Source organism: Streptomyces sp. NPDC050416 (genome assembly GCF_044458845.1).
Classification (GTDB): domain Bacteria; phylum Actinomycetota; class Actinomycetes; order Streptomycetales; family Streptomycetaceae; genus Streptomyces.
The window spans coordinates 117,935-134,509 of the sequence record NZ_JBITII010000017.1 but is presented as its reverse complement, the minus strand read 5'-3'; the positions used below and the strand labels follow the sequence as shown (position 1 = coordinate 134,509).

20 protein-coding genes and 1 tRNA gene are annotated in these 16,575 nt (G+C 68.7%); 18 read left to right on the top strand and 3 right to left on the bottom strand.

Translation table 11 applies throughout. The features are described 5' to 3' along the window. Positions 1-62: 62 nt before the first annotated feature. Complete coding sequence (locus ACIBL4_RS37565) at positions 63-1,160, bottom strand: DUF1152 domain-containing protein (RefSeq protein WP_399416288.1); 1,098 nt, start codon at positions 1,158-1,160, stop codon at positions 63-65. Between the two features lie 144 nt (positions 1,161-1,304). Between ACIBL4_RS37565 and ACIBL4_RS37560 the strand changes: the two genes are divergently transcribed. From ACIBL4_RS37560 to ACIBL4_RS37550, 3 genes are all read left to right on the top strand, one after another. Further along, entirely contained in the window at positions 1,305-2,045 is a 741-nt protein-coding gene (locus ACIBL4_RS37560) for a GntR family transcriptional regulator (protein ID WP_221757132.1), read from the top strand. A 276-nt stretch (positions 2,046-2,321) separates the two neighbouring features. Further along, on the top strand, positions 2,322-2,762 hold the full coding sequence (locus ACIBL4_RS37555; RefSeq protein WP_399416287.1) for an ATP-binding protein: 441 nt from the start codon (positions 2,322-2,324) through the stop codon (positions 2,760-2,762). Positions 2,763-2,848: 86 nt separating this feature from the next. Then, on the top strand, positions 2,849-3,577 hold the full coding sequence (locus ACIBL4_RS37550; protein ID WP_399416286.1) for a GntR family transcriptional regulator: 729 nt from the start codon (positions 2,849-2,851) through the stop codon (positions 3,575-3,577). 22 nt (positions 3,578-3,599) lie between these two features. Here ACIBL4_RS37550 and ACIBL4_RS37545 read toward each other — a convergent pair whose 3' ends face one another. After that, the gene (locus tag ACIBL4_RS37545) at positions 3,600-3,821 is read right to left on the bottom strand and encodes a hypothetical protein (RefSeq protein WP_399416285.1); all 222 of its coding nucleotides are present in this window, start codon (positions 3,819-3,821) and stop codon (positions 3,600-3,602) included. 362 nt (positions 3,822-4,183) lie between these two features. Between ACIBL4_RS37545 and ACIBL4_RS37540 the strand changes: the two genes are divergently transcribed. The 12 genes from ACIBL4_RS37540 (at position 4,184) to ACIBL4_RS37485 (ending at position 12,872) form a co-directional block, all read left to right on the top strand. After that, positions 4,184-4,534 (top strand): hypothetical protein, encoded by a 351-nt coding sequence (locus ACIBL4_RS37540; RefSeq protein WP_399416284.1) that lies wholly within the window; start codon positions 4,184-4,186, stop codon positions 4,532-4,534. A gap of 5 nt (positions 4,535-4,539) precedes the next feature. Then, complete coding sequence (locus ACIBL4_RS37535; protein WP_399416283.1) at positions 4,540-5,913, top strand: FtsK/SpoIIIE domain-containing protein; 1,374 nt, start codon at positions 4,540-4,542, stop codon at positions 5,911-5,913. 80 nt (positions 5,914-5,993) lie between these two features. Beyond that, positions 5,994-6,650: a DUF2637 domain-containing protein gene (locus tag ACIBL4_RS37530; RefSeq protein WP_399416282.1), complete on the top strand. Its 657-nt coding sequence runs from the start codon at positions 5,994-5,996 to the stop codon at positions 6,648-6,650. Positions 6,651-6,668: 18 nt separating this feature from the next. Further along, positions 6,669-6,860, top strand: coding sequence for a hypothetical protein (locus tag ACIBL4_RS37525; protein WP_399416281.1), 192 nt, complete (start codon positions 6,669-6,671; stop codon positions 6,858-6,860). After that, the gene (locus tag ACIBL4_RS37520) at positions 6,860-7,051 is read left to right on the top strand and encodes a mobile element transfer protein (protein ID WP_086606144.1); all 192 of its coding nucleotides are present in this window, start codon (positions 6,860-6,862) and stop codon (positions 7,049-7,051) included. Before ACIBL4_RS37525 ends, ACIBL4_RS37520 begins: the two co-directional genes overlap by 1 nt. 9 nt (positions 7,052-7,060) lie before the next feature. Beyond that, positions 7,061-7,255, top strand: a complete 195-nt coding sequence (locus tag ACIBL4_RS37515; protein WP_030246370.1) for a hypothetical protein — start codon at positions 7,061-7,063, stop codon at positions 7,253-7,255. A gap of 26 nt (positions 7,256-7,281) precedes the next feature. After that, positions 7,282-7,539, top strand: a complete 258-nt coding sequence (locus ACIBL4_RS37510) for a SpdD protein (protein WP_399416280.1) — start codon at positions 7,282-7,284, stop codon at positions 7,537-7,539. A 130-nt stretch (positions 7,540-7,669) separates the two neighbouring features. Next, positions 7,670-8,989 carry a replication initiator gene (locus ACIBL4_RS37505; RefSeq protein ID WP_399416279.1) on the top strand — a complete coding sequence of 440 codons (1,320 nt, stop codon included), beginning with the start codon at positions 7,670-7,672 and terminating at the stop codon, positions 8,987-8,989. Beyond that, complete coding sequence (locus tag ACIBL4_RS37500) at positions 8,965-9,159, top strand: helix-turn-helix transcriptional regulator (RefSeq protein WP_399416278.1); 195 nt, start codon at positions 8,965-8,967, stop codon at positions 9,157-9,159. Before ACIBL4_RS37505 ends, ACIBL4_RS37500 begins: the two co-directional genes overlap by 25 nt. Further along, positions 9,156-10,529, top strand: coding sequence for a tyrosine-type recombinase/integrase (locus tag ACIBL4_RS37495; RefSeq protein WP_399416277.1), 1,374 nt, complete (start codon positions 9,156-9,158; stop codon positions 10,527-10,529). Before ACIBL4_RS37500 ends, ACIBL4_RS37495 begins: the two co-directional genes overlap by 4 nt. 106 nt (positions 10,530-10,635) lie before the next feature. Beyond that, positions 10,636-11,490, top strand: coding sequence for a nuclease-related domain-containing protein (locus ACIBL4_RS37490; protein ID WP_399416276.1), 855 nt, complete (start codon positions 10,636-10,638; stop codon positions 11,488-11,490). A gap of 248 nt (positions 11,491-11,738) precedes the next feature. After that, a complete protein-coding gene (locus ACIBL4_RS37485; RefSeq protein WP_399416295.1) occupies positions 11,739-12,872 on the top strand; it encodes a TIGR02391 family protein in 1,134 nt (377 codons plus the stop codon). A gap of 309 nt (positions 12,873-13,181) precedes the next feature. On the opposite strand, the gene ACIBL4_RS37480 is transcribed toward ACIBL4_RS37485, so the two are convergent. Then, positions 13,182-13,253: transfer RNA gene (locus tag ACIBL4_RS37480), tRNA-Arg, on the bottom strand. Between the two features lie 184 nt (positions 13,254-13,437). Between ACIBL4_RS37480 and ACIBL4_RS37475 the strand changes: the two genes are divergently transcribed. The 3 genes from ACIBL4_RS37475 to lysA all read left to right on the top strand — a co-directional run bounded on the left by ACIBL4_RS37475 (position 13,438) and on the right by lysA (position 16,551). Next, positions 13,438-13,941: a response regulator gene (locus ACIBL4_RS37475; RefSeq protein ID WP_399416294.1), complete on the top strand. Its 504-nt coding sequence runs from the start codon at positions 13,438-13,440 to the stop codon at positions 13,939-13,941. 155 nt (positions 13,942-14,096) lie between these two features. Further along, positions 14,097-15,146 carry an ArgS-related anticodon-binding protein NrtL gene (gene nrtL / locus ACIBL4_RS37470; RefSeq protein WP_399416275.1) on the top strand — a complete coding sequence of 350 codons (1,050 nt, stop codon included), beginning with the start codon at positions 14,097-14,099 and terminating at the stop codon, positions 15,144-15,146. A gap of 13 nt (positions 15,147-15,159) precedes the next feature. After that, the gene (lysA, locus tag ACIBL4_RS37465) at positions 15,160-16,551 is read left to right on the top strand and encodes a diaminopimelate decarboxylase (RefSeq protein ID WP_399416274.1); all 1,392 of its coding nucleotides are present in this window, start codon (positions 15,160-15,162) and stop codon (positions 16,549-16,551) included. Positions 16,552-16,575 lie beyond the last annotated feature (24 nt).

Genomic DNA, 16,575 nt, shown 5'->3' with positions numbered 1-16,575 from the left:
GCCGGGGGCCGGGCCGCGCGCGGGGAGCGGAGCGAGCCGCCTTGAACCCGTGAAGAAGGTTGTTACTCAGTAGTGGCTGTGATGCGCCACAAGGGGGCGTCGTACTGCTGTGGACGGCTGTTGATGAGTAGTTGGCGTAGGTCCTCGCGCAAGGAGCCGTTGAGGTTCAGGGCCTCGGTGATGCGGCGGAACGTCGTGTGAGTCACTCCGCGGCTGCGGGCTTCGGCTTCGAACTGGTCGAGCTGGGACAGTGCGGCGTCTGGGTCGAGCTGCGCCGGTGGCTGGTCCTTGAGCCATGTGGCCTTGTTGCGCTCGTAGTCGATCTCCGAGTAGCCGCAGATTTCGCGGCTATATGCCTCGACCTCGTCCAGGGCGGCGGTCGTCAGGATGGCGCGGGCCAATTGGTTGCGGGTCAACGCTTCGTCCAGGTCCACCTCATGCACCGTCGGTCCCTCATCGGTGAGGGGAACCGGGAGGCCGGCGTCTCGCATCTCGCAGGTGCCGCGTACGCCTCGGGCAGTCGCGGCGAGCATCCCGGTTGCCTCGGAGGGGTGCCACTCCAGGACCGAGCTGATCGGCTCGACGTCCTTCGCGGTGAGGGTGTGGATGAGCTGGCCCAGCATGCTGCGCAGATCGTCGAGAGGGAGTTCGCCGTCGAGACCAGGGCCCGTCACCAGGAGACGGATGGGGGCGTTCACCTGGCAGCACGCGGCGAGTGTGAGGGCGTCGGCGAGGGGGCTCTTCAGCGTCGGCTCATCGCCGCGGGCGATGATGTCGCCGCCCACGTCCAGGAGGTCGATCGACTCTGGTGACAAGCGGTCGGTCAGTTCTTCGAGTTGGCGGGTGACGCCCTCAACTCCATGGCGCGGATCGATCAGCGCGAACGTGTGCGGGAGCTCTGCTGCGAGTCGGGGGAGAGTCGAGCCTGCCGGAGCGATGGGGCGGGCCTCGGCCGGCACTGCCCAGACTGCTGGGGTGAGGGGCTGGAGGCCGGTGAAGTTGTCCGGTCCTCGGGGACCGGGAACCGGGTCGATCAGGAGGCGGTCCCATGCGTACGTAAGGATCACCGCCTGGTCCTCGTCGCCGTAGAGGGCGGCGTGAATCATTGCGGCGGCGACTGCGTCGCCCCCTCCTCCTGCTGCGACGATCAACCGCGTCATGCGTCTCAGCCTACGGGGTGGGGGGTTGACCACTCACCCTATAGTGGCTAGAGGCCATAGCCACTTGTATCGAGAAGCTGGCCTCAGCTCGGTAGCGGGGTGCCCGGCTACTCGCCTGGGGCTCGCCTTGGGTGAGGAGGACTGATGCCGCAGATCGAGGAGGCTCAGCCGAAGTATCTCCAGATCGCGCACTACATCCGTGATCAGATTCTTCGGGGTGACCTGCGACCGGGGGACGAGGTGCCGTCGGAGCGGCAGTTGGCGGCTGACTGGAAGGTGTCTCGGCCCACGGCTGCACGGTCGTTGGAGGCGCTGAGCCATCAGGGGCTCGTCGAGAAGCGTCAGGGGTCGGGCACGTACGTGCGGAGCCTCGAAGTCAACCGGCGGGCTCGTGAGTTGTACGGGCGCGCTCGGCAGACGGGGAAGATCTACACGCCGGGTGAGTATGCCGTGATCACTTCTGCCGGTTGGCTGGAGGCGCCGGATCACGTGGCTGAGGCGCTGGGCCTGGTCAAGGACCGTCGGGCGGTGCACCGGCGGCGGGTGACCAACAACCAGGACGGGCCGATCACGCTGTCCACGTCGTGGTTCGCTCCGGATGTCGGTCAGCGTGCGCCGAAGCTCTTGGAGCCGGAGCGGATCCAAGAGGGGACGCTGCTGTATGTCGAGAACATGACGGGACGGCAGGGGAGTTACGCGGAAGATCGCATGTGCGCGCGTGCGGCCACGGAGGAAGAGGCCGAGGACCTCCAACTTGCCGCTGGCTCCGCCGTCCTGATCGTGCACCACGTCGTCTTCGACCTCCAGGACCGGCCGTTGGAGTTCGCTGAGGCCACCTATCCGCCGCATCGCTGGGCGTTCGAGCAGGGCTACCCCCTCACCTGATGGGGCCAGTCGCGGCGAATCGCTTGCGCCGCCCAAGTGGCTAATGCCACTATCCAGAAAGTGGCTAAGGCCACTTCACTGGAAGGAGGCGCGGTGTGACGAGTCAGCGGCCGGATCAGGGCACGCACTTACCTTGCCGGGGTTGCCGGGGGCGCGGCTGGAAGCGTGTCGGCTCACGAACGACCCTGGCGCTTGCCACCGCCGCCGATCGCACCCGCGCTACATCGAAGCGGCGCTGCCTCGACTGCGACGGTAGCGGCAGGAAGTGAGCACCTGATGGCCTATATGATCGACCGCTACCCGTCTGAGGAGTCACCGCGTCTCGGTGCGATGACCCTGCACCCTGTCGCCGAGTCTGTGTCACGGGCTCGGCGCTGGTTCCGCAAGTTCATCGCCCCGTACAACCCGGCCTGCTCCGTCGACGACTGTGCGTTGATGATCTCGGAGCTGGTGACCAACGCCATCGCTTACGGCCGGTCGGACGAACCCTGGCTTGTACGGGTCGAGTGGTTCCGTGAGGGGGCTTCGCTCCGGGTCGACGTGCACAACCCCGGCTTTCCGGCGAACGTGCGGTTGAGGCATCCTGACGCCGACGATGCCCACGGGCGTGGGCTGCTCCTGGTCGATTCGCTGGCCGAGTCGTGGCACGCCGCACCGAGCCGCTTCGGCGGAACCGTCGTCTCCTTCGTGGTGGCCGATGCCTGGCCCGGAAGGTAAGAGTTCGCTCCGCTTCTACTTTGACAATCGAAGATTCGCTAGTCTGGTTGACCAGTTGACTTGGCCAATCCCGACAGGCGGCGTTCATGGCGTATGAAGTGGAGCCACCGAAGTACGTGCGCCTCGCACAGACGATCCAGCGTCGTATCGAGGACGGCACGTACCCGCCTGGCACTCGGGTGCCCAGCGAGAACCAGTTGGTGCAGTCCTTCGGGATGTCCCGTCCCACCGTCGTGCGGGCGCTGGAACTGCTGAAGCGTGACGGCTGGCTGGAGTCCCGCCAGGGGTACGGCACGATCGTCCGGGACCGGCCGGAAGTGGTCGAGCAGAAGGACCGGCGGGGGCGAGAGGCTCTGGAGCGCGATGAGTCCCAGACCTCGGGACGCCTCGTGGAAGTCGCTGAAGTCGTGGTCCCGGCGCGAGTCGCCTCAGCGCTCGGCTTGCCGAAGAAGACCAAAGTTCTCATGCGTCGCCTCCTCGTTGAGGAGGAAGGCGAAGCAGTTGAGCTGGTCTCGTCGTACTTCCCCGCCGGCCTGGTGGAGGACACTGAGCTGGCGAGCGCCGAAGTCCTCACATGTAGTGTGCGCGAGCACCTGGAGGCGAGGAAGAAGATCAGCTTCGACCACGTCACGGAGCGCGTCTCAGCTCGGCTCCCTGAGGCAGGTGAAGCCGAACTCTTGGGCCTGCCGGACGGCGTGCCCGTGCTGAGCGTCCTGGTCATCGCGTGCGACGCGTCAGGGCAGGCACTGCAAGTCTCTGACGTGCTGCTTCCTGCTGACCGGCAGGAACTTGAAGACACCTATAGGCTCAGCTGACAGGTGAACCGGTAGCTGAGTCTCAGGCCCGAGGTTGTCGGCTGGCAAGCCGGTAGATCACGTAGGTGAGGGCCAGTATGAAGTCGGCGGCTACCCAAAACGCGACGATCAGGCCCACCCCGATCGTGGTTCCGGCGTCGCTCGCGTCCTCGCAGAGCTTCAGATCCTCTCCCGTCAGGCCCCGGCAACCTTCGGGCGTACCGCTGGCACTCGCGGCGCCCAGAATGACCCAGATCAGAAACAAGATCTGTACGGCGAGGAAGACCCACAGGAAGACACGGTGCCGCTTCCTCGGAGGGGGTGTCGTACTGCCCTGATACGGGGGCTGACCTGGGGGTGACCCCTGAGGCGGCCCTGGCCAGGTGCTCGGCGGCGGTGCTGCCCCTTGTGGAGCACGAGGGCCCCATGATGGCGGTTCTGGAGCGCGGTGCTTCTGCTCATGTCGCGCCCTCCATTGCTGCTGACTCCATAGTGCGCTGGGGGTCACGGGGCTGCTCGCCAGCCACCACGAAGCCACTTGACAAGTCAACCTGGCATCCGTAGCTTCGAACTTGCTAAGTCAACTTGTCAGGTGGCGAGTTGGTTGATCGACAAGGAGAAATCTCTGTGCGTGTGATCCGTATTGACGCCTCGACCGCAACGATCCTGCTCACCGAAGCGCCGGCGCCGAAGGTGCGCGACCGGCAGACCGGTGAGATCGCCAAGGACGCCGTGAGTGGTGAGGCGCTGATGACGGTCGGTGTCGTCTACATCGATGAGGGTGAGTCGTCGCTGATCCAGGTCACCGTCCCCGAGAGCGGCGTGACGGAGGGCCTGACCGTCGGGGCCCCGGTCTCGCTGCCGGGGCTCATTGCCCGGCCGTGGGAGAGCGTGTTCAACGGGCAGCAGCGGCACGGCATCGCTTACCGGGCGACCGCCGTTGCTCCTGGAGCCTTCCCGATGGAGCAGGCGGGCTGATCGTCGTGACCGACCTGGTGACCTGGGCCGAGCTGGGCGGGTCGCTCGCTGCGATAGGCGGCGCGGCCTACGCCCGGCATGCCCATCCGGCTGCGTACTGGTCCACGGTCGGGCTGCCCGTCTCGGTGGCCCGGCTGCTGGCCTCGTACACCTCCACCATGGACGCGTGCGGCCTGACGGTCGAGCCGCCCCGGTGGCGGGCCCTGGCCGTCAAGGCGACGACTCGCCGTGAGGTCCGGCCCGTTCCTCCTCGCCGGGGCATGATCCGGCCCACCTTGACCGGTCTGCGGCTCCGGCTGCGGCTGGCTCCGGGCCAGGAACCGGCGGACGTGGCGGCCTCGGCCGAACGCCTGCGGCACGCCTGGGGCGTTCACGCCGTGTACGTGCGGGACGTCAAGCCCGGTGTCGTGGAACTGCGGCTCGTCGGCTTCGACGTCCTGCGGAAGGTGCGGATGCCCCGCCGGACGGATGCTGGTCCGCTCCGCGTGCCGGTGGCTCTGCGGGAGGACGCAACCGCTTTCGTACGGGACTACCGGGCCGTACCTCACGAACTCGTGCTCGGCGCCACGCTGTCCGGCAAGTCCATGTTCCTGCGGAACCTGCTTGCAGGGCTGGCCGCTCAGCCGGTGGTCCTGGTCGGGATCGACTGCAAGCGCGGTGTGGAGCTGGCCCCGTTCGCGCCCCGGCTCTCTGCGCTGGCGACCGACCCGGAACAGGCGGCCGAGCTGCTGCCCGTGCTCGTCAAGGAAATGGAGGACCGATACGACCTGATCAAAGCGCGACAGGGCATCGCACCCGGCACCCCGGACGAGCTGATCACCTCGGACGTCTGGGGCCTGCCGGAAGACGAACGCCCGGCTCCCATCGTGCTGTTCGTCGACGAAGTGGCAGAACTCTTCCTCGTCGCCACCAGGAAGGAGGAAGAGCGACGAGACGAGATGGTCACCCAGCTCATCCGACTCGCCCAGCTCGGCCGCGCCGCCGGCATCTATCTGGAGGTGTGCGGGCAGCGCTTCGGGGCCGAGCTGGGCAAGGGAGCGACCATGCTCCGGGCTCAGCTCACCGGGCGGGTCTGCCATCGGGTGAACGACGAAGCGTCCGCGAAGATGGCGCTCGGGGACATCGCCCCTGAGGCTGTCCTGGCCTCATGTGCCATCGCTGCCGAGTTGCCCGGCCTCGCCGTCGTCGGCGACACGTCCGGTGGCTGGTCCCGCATCCGCACCCCTCACCTGTCCCTCGCCGACGCTGCTTCCACCTGCCGCGAAACGGCACACCTCGCCCCGGACGTTCCGGCGCTCGCGCCCTTCCGGCCCTACGCCCCTCCCGTGCCGGTGAAGGAGTCCAGCCCTCTGGCCACTCCTCGACCGATCACCGAATAGCCAACCCGCTCCCACGGTCGGCGCGGCCGTCCCGCGCCAAGTCCCTACCCCGCCCATGCCCGGAACTGGAAGGAGTGGCCATGCGCGCCCTGCCCGTCCGTGTGGACGCCGTGCTCGTGCAAGCGGTAATCGCCGCCGCGCTGTCCTTCGCTCATCTGCATGACCTGGCGCTCGCTGCCGGACAGGACGGCTGGAAGGCGTGGGCCTATCCGGTCTCCGTCGACCTGCTGTTGGTGGCGGCCTGGCGGCGCCTGCGCTCCGGTGAGGCGAAGACGGCCGGGTGGTGCTGGTTCCTCGTAGCGCTGACGGCATCCCTGGGCGCCAACGTCGCCACCGCCGGTCTGCTCGACCTGGAGGACGTACCGGCTTGGCTTCGCATCCTCGTCGCCGGCTGGCCCGCGGTCGCCTTCCTCGGCGGCACGCTGCTCGCTCACGGAGCAACGAGTCCCAGCGCGGACCCGGTGACGGCACCGGAACCACCTTCGACGGCACAGGCACCGGAACCGACCGCCGCGGACATCGAGCCGCCCACGGTTACGCCCGAACTACCGTCCGCCGCACCGGAGTCAGCTCCACAACCTCCATCCCCGATACCGCCCCCGCTCGTGACTCTCGCCCGCAAGGTCGCCGACGAACACCGCGCCCGGACCGGGACCGACATCGACACCCCGACCCTTCGCGCCCGGCTCGGTGTGCCCATGCCGCTCGCCGAAGCCATCACCATCCAACTCACCTGACCCGGAGGACTTCCCCCCTTGCGCCCGTCCACGCTCCGCGCGCTGAAGCGCGCCGCCGAGCTGACCCGACAGAACCGCCTCACCGAAGCCGTGCTGATCGCCGAACCGGTGATCCTCGCCGCCGACAGCTACGAGGGCGACGAGATCTTGCGCTGGCTGGCCGACCACGTCACCGACTTCACCGGCGAGATCGACAAGGAGATGCCCTGATGTCCGCCAACCGCCGTTTCCGCCGCGTCGTCCGCATCGGCCCCGTCCAGGTCGGCACCTACTACGACGGCCGGGGCCGCGAGAAGCACACCGCCGCTTGCACGGCTCCGCGCTGCGGCTTCGCCACCGACTACGACAGCCGCGCCGCCGCCGAGCTGGCCGCGCGCACCCACCGCTGCCGCGTCCGCTGAGGAGCTCCCGTGACTGTCTCCCTGCCGCTCGTCTTCGTCCTGGGCGTCATCGCCTGGGCCGCGATCAAGTTCCTCGGCATCCGCCTCTGGGTCGCCGTAGTGATCGCCCTGTTCGGCTTCTGGCTCTCGCACACCATCCTCGCCCCGGCCATCGAGTCCGGCACCCGCTCCGGGGTCGACGTCGTCAACGGCACCCACGAATGACACCCCGACCGACAAGGAGTCCCACGATGTTCCGCCCCAAGCTGCCCAACACCCCGCACATCCCGAGCATCACCACCCACATCCCGCAGGATCACGCACCGGCCCCTTCCGCCGGCCGCTCGGTCGCCCCGTTCGTCGGGGTGGGCGCCGGTGCGGTCGCCGCCGTGGTCGTGGTCGGCGTCGTCCTCACCGCGCTCCTGGCGGCGGTCGCCGTCTCGGCCGTGTCCGTGGCCATTGCCGCCGTGGTCCTGCGCTCCCTCGTCACCGGCGCCAACAGGCGCTGACCGGCCGCCGGGGCGGCAAACGCCGCCAAGCATCCCGCCGCCCCGGGGCCGTCCCTCCCAACCGCCGAAACAGCCGAAAGGAAGACCCATCATCACCCGGCAGACTCCGCCCCCGCTGGCGGAACTCTCCATGCTGGCCTCCCTCGGCACCATGCCCGAGCTGGCCCGCCAACTCTCCGGCCTGGGCGGCTGCACCAACCCCGTGCGCCTCGACGGCCACCGCACCGAGTACGCGGTCGACCGGACGACCGGAGAAATCGGGCGCGTCCTCCACCACCTCGACTCGTCCTCCCTGCCCGCCGGAAGCCTCCTCGTCCGCTGCAACAACCGCCGTGCCACCCGCTGCGCGGCCTGCGCGGAGGTCTACCGCCGAGACACCTTCCACCTGATCACCGCCGGGCTCCGTGGCGGCAAGGGCACCGCCGAACAGGTCGGCACGCACCCGCGCGTCTTCGCCACCTTCACCGCGCCGAGCTTCGGCCCGGTCCACAACCGCCCCTCCAGCGGGCGGCCCTGCCGCTGCGGTGCCCGGCACGACGAAACAGACCCGGACCTCGGTACGCCCCTCGACCCGGACGCGTACGACTACGAAGCGGCCGTGCTCTGGAACGCACACGCCGGAGCCCTGTGGCGGCGCTTCTCGATCTACTTGCGCCGTGAGATCGCCAAGCGCGCCGGACTCACCCAGCGTGCCTTTCGAGATCACGCGCGCGTCTCCTTCGCCAAGGTCGCCGAGTACCAGAAGCGGGGCGCCGTCCACTTCCACGCGGTCATCCGCCTCGACGGCCCGGACGGCGGCGACACAGCCCCTCCGGCCTGGGCGTCCGCCGAGCTGCTGACCGACGCCATCCACGCTGCCGTCACCGCCACACGCATCAACGGACCGCACGTCGACGGCCGCGCCCACACCTTCACCTTCGGCCGCCAACTCGACGTACGCACCATCCGCTCCGCCGACTTCGACGGCGGCCAGGAACTGACCGAACGGGCCGTCGCCGCGTACATCGCCAAGTACGCCACCAAAGGCGCCGAGACAGCGACCGGCACCCTGGACCGGCCGATCCGCTTCCTCGCCGAGCTGGCACAGGCCCGGATCACTGACCATGCCCGGCGCATGATCCGGACGGCCTGGACCCTCGGCGCACGCAAGGACCTCGAACACCTCCGCCTGCGCGCCTGGGCCCACATGCTCGGATTTCGCGGCCACTTCTCCACCAAGTCCCGCCGCTACTCCACCACCCTCGGCGCCCTCCGCGACGCCCGCGCCGAATGGCGCCGCGCCCAAGCCGCCACGGCCGCTCCCCAGGACGGCGAAACCACGCTCGTCCTCGCCCACTGGGTCTTCGCCGGAACCGGTCTCAGCAACGGTGAAGCCTGGCTGGCCGCATCCCTCGAACCCGCCCCCGGAACGGAAGGAGAACCGACATGGACGCCCGTCGCGACGAGCTGATGACCGTTCGCCAAGTCCTGGATGAGCTGGGCGGTGTCTCCCGTCGGACGTTCTACCGCTGGCGAGAAGTGGGGTACGGGCCGGCCGCATTCAAGTTGCCCAACGGAGAGCTGCGCGTTTGGCGGAGCGACTTCAACACATGGCTGCGACAGCTCGAGGAGGCGGCGTGAAGTCTCTCGACGTGAAGGTCTGGGGAGTCCGCAAGCGGGACACCAAAACGCCGTCGTACGGCGTCCGCTGGTCCGTCGCAGGCGGTGTCTTCTCGGAGTCCTTCCGTACCAAGGCGCTCGCCGACCACTACCGCACGAAGCTCATGCGTGCCATGCGCGACGGCGAGGAGTTCGACACCGAGTCGGGGCTCCCGGCCTCGATGGAAGAGAAGAAGTCGGCCGTGTCGTGGTATGCCTTCGCCCTCCGATACCTCGCCATGAAATGGCCTCATGCCGCCCCCAACACACGGGACGGCATCAACGAAGCCCTCACCAGCGTGACGCTGGAACTCCTCGACGAGCGCGCCGGACGACCGTCCGACGGGGAAATCCGCAGAGCACTGCGCAACTGGGCCTTCGTGCTGCCAGGGCCCGATGACCGGGAAGTCCCGGACGACGTGCGGAACGTTCTCCATTGGGTGTCCAAGGCATCCCGGCCGCTCGCCGATCTCGCTGAAGCGGCCACGGCTCGCACGGTCCTCGACTCGCTGAAGCTCAAGCTCGACGGCACGGCGGCAGCGGCGGAGACCGTGCGGCGCAAGCGTCGGACGCTCGTCAATGCCGCGAACTACGCCGTCGACCTGGGGGAGCTGCGTGAGAACCCCATCACGGCTGTCCGCTGGCAGAAGCCGAAGGTGTCCACCCAGGTCGATCCGCGGGTTGTCGCCAACCCGGAGCAGGCACGGAACCTCCTGGCGGCGGTTTCCTACGTGGGCGGGTACAGGCGCGCCCGTGGTCGTCGCCTCATGGGTCTGTTCGCCGCCATGTACTTCGGCGGTCTCCGGCCGGCGGAAGCGGTCGGACTTGCCGAGACGGATCTGAACCTTCCCGAGCAAGGTTGGGGCTCGGCGCTGCTCCACAGGACCCGTCCGTCCGTCGGCAGGCAGTGGACCGACTCGGGGAAGACCCATGACGACCGCGGGCTGAAGAACCGGCCGACCGAGGACGTGAGGCGGGTGCCGATTCCGCCTCACCTCGTGGCCGTGCTCCGCGAGCACCTGGCCACATTCGGCACGGCGGACGACGGGCGGCTGTTCTTCAGCGAGAAGGGCTCGGTCGTCCCATCCTCGACCTACTACCGCGTGTGGCAGGAAGCTCGACTCCTCGCACTTCCACCGGCCGTCGCGGCCTCGCCGCTCGCGAGTCGGCCGTACGACCTCCGGCACTCAGCGCTGTCGACGTGGCTCAACGCCGGTGTCGACCCCACCGAGGTGGCCGAGCGCGCTGGCAACAGCGTGGAGGTCCTGCTGACCCGCTACGCGAAGTGCCTCGACGGACGGCAGGACGTCGCTAACCGACGTATCGAGGACCTGCTTCGCGAATACGAGTGAGGCACGCTGCACTCCACCGAGGCCCCGGGCATCTTGTCCGGGGCCCTTCTCGTCTTGAGCCCTACCTGCTGCGACGCTTCGAGTGGAGATCAGACGAGGGGGACTCGTGGAACTGAAGGTCACACGCTGGAAGCGGTACGGACATGATCGCCTGTACGCGAACCTGCCGGATGGCACTGCTGTTGGCTGGGCGGATGTAAGGACGGGGGACATTACGGTCTTGGTCGCCGAGTATCGCGACGACGTGATCGTCGTGTTGACGCACCACTTACGGGACAGTCCTGAGCCGGTGCCGCCACAGGAGGCGCCTGAAGCTGAAGCCCGCCCGATGCTGCCGCCTCTGACGCCGGCAGACGACCTGTCCACCAACCGTCCCGGGGAATCCCTCCGTGATCTGCTTGCCGCGTCCGGCCCAGGTCTGATCGAGCGAGTCGTCTCATTGCTTCTGCGGCGTCCTACGGAGTGGGACTCGTGGCGTAAGGGTCTGGCGGGGGAGAGGAGAGTGGGAGCCGAGCTGAACCGCTTGGCGCGGCGCGGGTGGCGGGTCCTGCATTCCATCCCGCTGGCCAACAATGTCGATGTCGATCATTTGCTTATCGGGCCTGGCGGAGTGTTCAGCATCAATACGAAGCACCACCACAACAAGGCCGTATGGGTCGGCGACGATGCTGTGAAAGTCGATCACGGAAAGCCGGCGCCCTACGCACGTAAGAGCCGAGCGGAGGCCAAGCGAGTCGTCCGGGTGCTTGAGCACTACTGCGACTTTCCCGTGCCGGTCGAGCCAGTACTCGTCTTTGTCGGCGTCACCGACCTCAAGGTGGTTGCCACGCAGCTTGGCGTCCGGGTGTACCGGGAGCGCCAAGTATCGGCTCTCGCCCCGCTCTCAGGGATGCTAACCGCTGAACAGGTAGAGCAGGTGTACAGCGTCGCTCGCCATCGGCAGGCTTGGCGCCGCGCCTGATCTGGTGGCCGCGGCGAAAGCTCGCTTGTTTTGCAAGAAACTTAGGACCTTGGTGCTGCACCTCGGGGCGCTGTCACCCTGATCCCTCCGTCGGCGACCCAGCGGATCACCTCCTGACCGCTTCGACGGCCGCCGTTGAGTCTCTAGCTCAGAGTCCCAGGGGGACGGTCCGAACACAGTCGCTGGATGGCCGGACTGTCCGATAACCTTCCTGGCCTATACGGTTACAGACAGTTGCGGGGTTGTTCGTGAACATGCGCAATCGGGCTGTCGCGCCGAAGGGCATGCCTCGCCCCTCGGGCGACGAGGGATCCAAGCTCCTGAACCTCGTCTGGCAGCACCTTGCCCAGGAGCGTCGGTGGCCCACCTTCGAGCAGGCTGACAGGGCCCTCTATCGCATGGGTGTCCAGTTTGAAGATGCGATTGAGCAACTACCGCAGGGTCTGCTCTTGGGGATCGACTTCGACCTGCAACGTCGACCGCCGCAGCCGGACCAGGCGATCCAACTCTCTCTCGCTGGCGCAGTGCACTGCGACGACACCGCGACAGAGATCAAGGCATTCATTTACATAGTGCGTCTAGCCGGCGTGATCGAACGAGACTGGGAGCCCCGGCCCGACGATCCCTCGGCGCCTAGTCAGCCGTACATTGACCCTGAAGTAGTCACGACACACCCAGCGTTCGATCCTGGAGTGATCCCACCGGCCGAGGCTTTCTACCGCGCCGCACTCCTGACCACCCATGAGCCCTGGACGTCGGGTCTCGGCTGGCGACCCGAGGAGCTGTACTGGCGCGTCTCGTTCGACCGCAGAGTACGCCCCTTCGCGATGGTGGCTAGACTCGTGGAGTATTGGAACGCGAGGACCAGCGTGCGCGACTCTCAGCCAGCAGAACCCAAGTTCGTGCCATCGCCACCTCTACGTGAACCCGTCCTCGCGCCAGCGCCCGCGCCGACACTCGCGCTTTCCATTCCACTTCACCCCGCAGTGGCGGCAGTAGCAGCTGGACGCTTCGAGAAGGGGCAGTACACCGATGCAGTGCGGAGCGCCTTCCAAGCCGTGGAGCACCGCGTCCAGACGCTGAGCGGACTCCCGGACGTCGGGTCGAAACTCATGGGCGCGGCGCTCGGATCGGACACGCCGAAGCTTGTCGTGACGCGAGCCACTGGCCCTTCGCTACGGAGCGAGCGCGAAGGCTTTCGAGACCTGTTCAAGGGGGCGATGGAAGCACTTCGAAACCCGAGATCCCATGGCCCGCACTTCGCCGACGATCCGGAAGAAGCGCAGGAGATGCTGGCCCTCGCCAACATGCTCATGCGGCGGCTCGACGAGGCAGAGGCCAAGCTCGGCGCGCAGTCGACCGCGGCAGTCGGGACGCCGTAACTTGTCTTGCGGCGCGAGGTCGCCTGTCTGGGGAGCACCGTGGGCCTGTGAGAGGTGCCGGATGCACTCATGGGCGCCCGTTGTTGGCCCGGCGGCGTGACGACGCATACCGGGGCGGGGCGCCTGGCACTAGCGCGGGCTTCGCCATTTGTGAGATCTCACCTGCGGCGATGTCTCAAGATCCCGTCCACGCCTCGTCCACAGACCCCGACATACGGCCGCCCAAGGCGGCATACGCCTGCACAAACACGAAGACCCCGTACTCAGCGTTTCCGCTGGTCACAGGGTCTTCAGGCACCTCATAAGGGGTGCCCCCGGCAGGATTCGAACCTGCGCACACGGCTCCGGAGGCCGTTGCTCTATCCCCTGAGCTACGGGGGCGTGTCCGTCGCGTTGCTCGCGGCGACGGGTAGAACACTACCAGCTCCCTCGGGGTGGTCATGAACGGGTTTCCGCTGTCGGGGGCGGGGTTGCGGGTCGCCCGGTCGGGGTGGAAGTGGGGAAAACCCGGACGCGGTGGCCGGGGTCGACCTACTCTCGAGTTGTGCCAGGCGCGTCGGGCCGGGTGCTTGTTGTGGACGACAACAAGGTCATCCGGCAGTTGATCAGGGTCAACCTCGAGCTGGAGGGGCTGGAGGTCGTGACCGCGGCCGATGGTGCCGAGTGTCTTGATGTCGTTCATCAGGTGCGGCCCGATGCAGTGACCCTCGACGTCGTCATGCCCCGGCTGGACGGGATCCGGACCGCCGCCCGCCTGCGAGCCGATCCGCGGACCCGTGACCTGCCCCTCGCCATCATCAGTGCCTGCACCCAGTACGAGGTCGAGGCCGGGTTCGAAGTGGGCGTCGACGCCTTCCTCGCCAAGCCGTTCGAGCCCGCCGAACTCGTCGGGATGGTGCGGCAGTTGATCGAGCGGGAGCGGAGTGAGGGCCGGCCGGGGGGTGGTGCCGGCGTCAGTGGCGGGGTCGGCGTCGGCGGCAGTGGTGGCGTCGGCGGCGGTGGTGCGGCCGCTTATGGGTCCGTCCTCGGTGCGGGGGAGGCTGAGCGGGCCGGGAGTGCCGGCGGGTGATCCCTCGGCCGCGCGGGGATCGTCGGTCCATGGCTGTGCAGGCAGCTGCGTACAGCCCCGCGGGCCGGGCCGCGGCATCGCCCCGCGTCCACATCCCGGACCCTCCTCAAAACCGGCTCGCCTTTCCGCCCCCCTCCTCCCATACGCTTGTCCCCGTGACCCCCGTCGAGCTCTCCCGCACCGTGCTGCACGCCGTGCGCCGCGCTGTCGACGAGGGTGAGCTCAGCGTGACCGTGCCGGAGCGGGCCGTGGTCACTCCGCCGGGGCCCGGGGGCTGCGGCGACTACGCCACCGGGATCGCCCTCCAGCTGGCCGGCGCGGCAGGACAGCCGCCGCGGCGCGTGGCCGAGATCCTCAGGGCCCGGCTCGCCGGTGAGGCCTTCATCGACGATGTCGTCGTCACGGGGCCCGGATTTCTCAACTTCAGCCTGGAACGCGACGCCTCCGCACTCCTCGTCGAGGAGATCCTGCGGCGCGGGCGGCGGTACGGCCACGCCGAGGGGTCCAGCGGGACCATCGTGCGGCTCCGGTGCCCGGCGGAGGTCCGTGCCGTCGTCGTCGCGGATGCCCTGGCCCGCGTGCTGCGCAGCCAGGGCGACCTCGTACGCGTGACATGCGACGGCCGGCCCGCGCCGGAGTGGGAGACCGGCCTCGGTGTGGATGCCGGCCATTCCGGCAGTTGCCCCCACTCCCTCCCCCACCTCGACGTCACCCTCCACCCCGCCCCCGCCCCTGCCGACCCCCTGCCCCTGGGCCGCGACGCCGCCCGCTGGGCGCTGCTGTACCCGGCCGCGCACGACCGGCCCCGGATCACCGGCGATCATCTGGTCCAGCGGGAGGCCAACCCCCTCTTCCGCGTCCGGTTCACCCACGCCCGCACCCGGGCGCTCCTGCGCAACGCCGCCGACCTGGGCTTCCACCCCGAGCCCGGCCCCGTGAGCGACGCGGAGGCGCTGCTCGCCGCACTCGGCGACCACCCCCGTATCCTCGCCGCCACCGCCGCCCACCGCGGCCCCGACCGCCTGGCCCGGCACCTCGTCAGCGTCGCCGACGCCACGCTGCCGCTGCTCCCGGCCGTGCTGCCCCTCGGCGACGAGAAACCCTCGGCCGCCCACCGTGCCCGGCTCGCCCTCGCCGAAGCCGCCGGGGCGGTGCTGGCCGGTGGCCTGTCCCTGCTCGGCATCGACGCACCCGACCATCTCTGAAAGACGACCGATCATGAGCCGTTCCGCCCACCCCGCCGGGCCCCGTCACGCCGACGTCCTCCCCGAGGGCCACTACTCGGCCCCGCCCGCCGACCTCAATGTCCTGGACCCGAAGGTCTGGGCGCAGACCGTGACGCGTGACGAGCGCGGTGTCGCCACCGTCGGGGGGATCCCCGTCACGCGGCTCGCCGAGGAGTTCGGCACCCCGGCCTACATCCTCGACGAGGCCGACTTCCGGGCCCGCGCGCGTGCCTGGCGCACCGCGTTCGGGACCGGCGCCGACGTCTACTACGCCGGCAAGGCGTTCCTGTCCCGTGCCGTCGTGCGCTGGCTGCACGAGGAAGGGCTGAACGTCGATGTCTGCTCCGGCGGCGAGCTGGCCACCGCCCTGTCCGCCGGCATGCCCGCCGACCGCATCGCCTTCCACGGCAACAACAAGTCCGTCGACGAGATCACCAGGGCCGTCGAGGCCGGTGTGGGGCACATCGTGCTCGACTCCTTCCAGGAGATCGCTCGCGTCGCCCACATCGCGCAGGGCCTGGGGAAGCGGCAGAAGGTACTGATCCGGATCACCGTCGGCGTCGAGGCGCACACACACGAGTTCATCGCCACGGCCCACGAGGACCAGAAGTTCGGCATCCCGCTGGCCGGCGGGCAGGCCGCCGAGGCCGTACGCCGTGCCCTCGCGCTCGACGGGCTCGAACTCGTCGGCCTGCACAGCCACATCGGTTCGCAGATCTTCGACATGTCCGGGTTCGAGGTCGCCGCGCACCGGGTCGTCATGCTGCTGAAGGACGTCCGCGACGAGCACGGCGTCGAGCTGCCCGAGATCGACCTCGGCGGCGGGCTCGGGATCGCGTACACGAGTGACGACGACCCGCGCGAGCCGCACGAGATCGCCAAGTCCCTCAGGGAGATCGTCAGCCGTGAGTGCGAGGCCGCCAAGCTGCGCACGCCGCGCATCTCCGTCGAGCCGGGACGAGCGATCGTCGGCCCGACGGCTTTCACGCTTTACGAGGTCGGCACCATCAAGCCCCTCGACGGGCTGCGGACGTACGTCTCCGTCGACGGCGGCATGTCGGACAACATCCGCACCGCGCTGTACGACGCCGAGTACAGCGTCGCGCTGGTCTCCCGCACCTCCGACGCCGAGCCGATGCTCGCCCGGGTCGTCGGCAAGCACTGCGAGAGCGGGGACATCGTGGTCAAGGACGCGTTCCTGCCGGCCGACCTGGCACCGGGTGACCTGATCGCCGTACCGGCCACGGGCGCCTACTGCCGGTCCATGGCCAGCAACTACAACCACGTGCTGCGGCCGCCGGTCGTCAGCGTGCGGGACGGTGAGGCCCGGGTGATCGTCCGCCGCGAGACGGAGGAGGACCTGCTGCGTCTCGACGTCGGCTGAGCGAGAGCCCAGGGGCACGGGGCG

Coding starts and splice junctions, on each gene's coding strand:
- ACIBL4_RS37565 (WP_399416288.1), bottom strand. CDS start 1,160: ATGACGCGGTTGATCGTCGCAGCAGGAGGAGGGGGCGACGCAGTCGCC.
- ACIBL4_RS37560 (WP_221757132.1), top strand. CDS start 1,305: ATGCCGCAGATCGAGGAGGCTCAGCCGAAGTATCTCCAGATCGCGCAC.
- ACIBL4_RS37555 (WP_399416287.1), top strand. CDS start 2,322: ATGGCCTATATGATCGACCGCTACCCGTCTGAGGAGTCACCGCGTCTC.
- ACIBL4_RS37550 (WP_399416286.1), top strand. CDS start 2,849: ATGGCGTATGAAGTGGAGCCACCGAAGTACGTGCGCCTCGCACAGACG.
- ACIBL4_RS37530 (WP_399416282.1), top strand. CDS start 5,994: ATGCGCGCCCTGCCCGTCCGTGTGGACGCCGTGCTCGTGCAAGCGGTA.
- ACIBL4_RS37520 (WP_086606144.1), top strand. CDS start 6,860: ATGTCCGCCAACCGCCGTTTCCGCCGCGTCGTCCGCATCGGCCCCGTC.
- ACIBL4_RS37510 (WP_399416280.1), top strand. CDS start 7,282: ATGTTCCGCCCCAAGCTGCCCAACACCCCGCACATCCCGAGCATCACC.
- ACIBL4_RS37505 (WP_399416279.1), top strand. CDS start 7,670: ATGCTGGCCTCCCTCGGCACCATGCCCGAGCTGGCCCGCCAACTCTCC.
- ACIBL4_RS37500 (WP_399416278.1), top strand. CDS start 8,965: ATGGACGCCCGTCGCGACGAGCTGATGACCGTTCGCCAAGTCCTGGAT.
- lysA (WP_399416274.1), top strand. CDS start 15,160: ATGAGCCGTTCCGCCCACCCCGCCGGGCCCCGTCACGCCGACGTCCTC.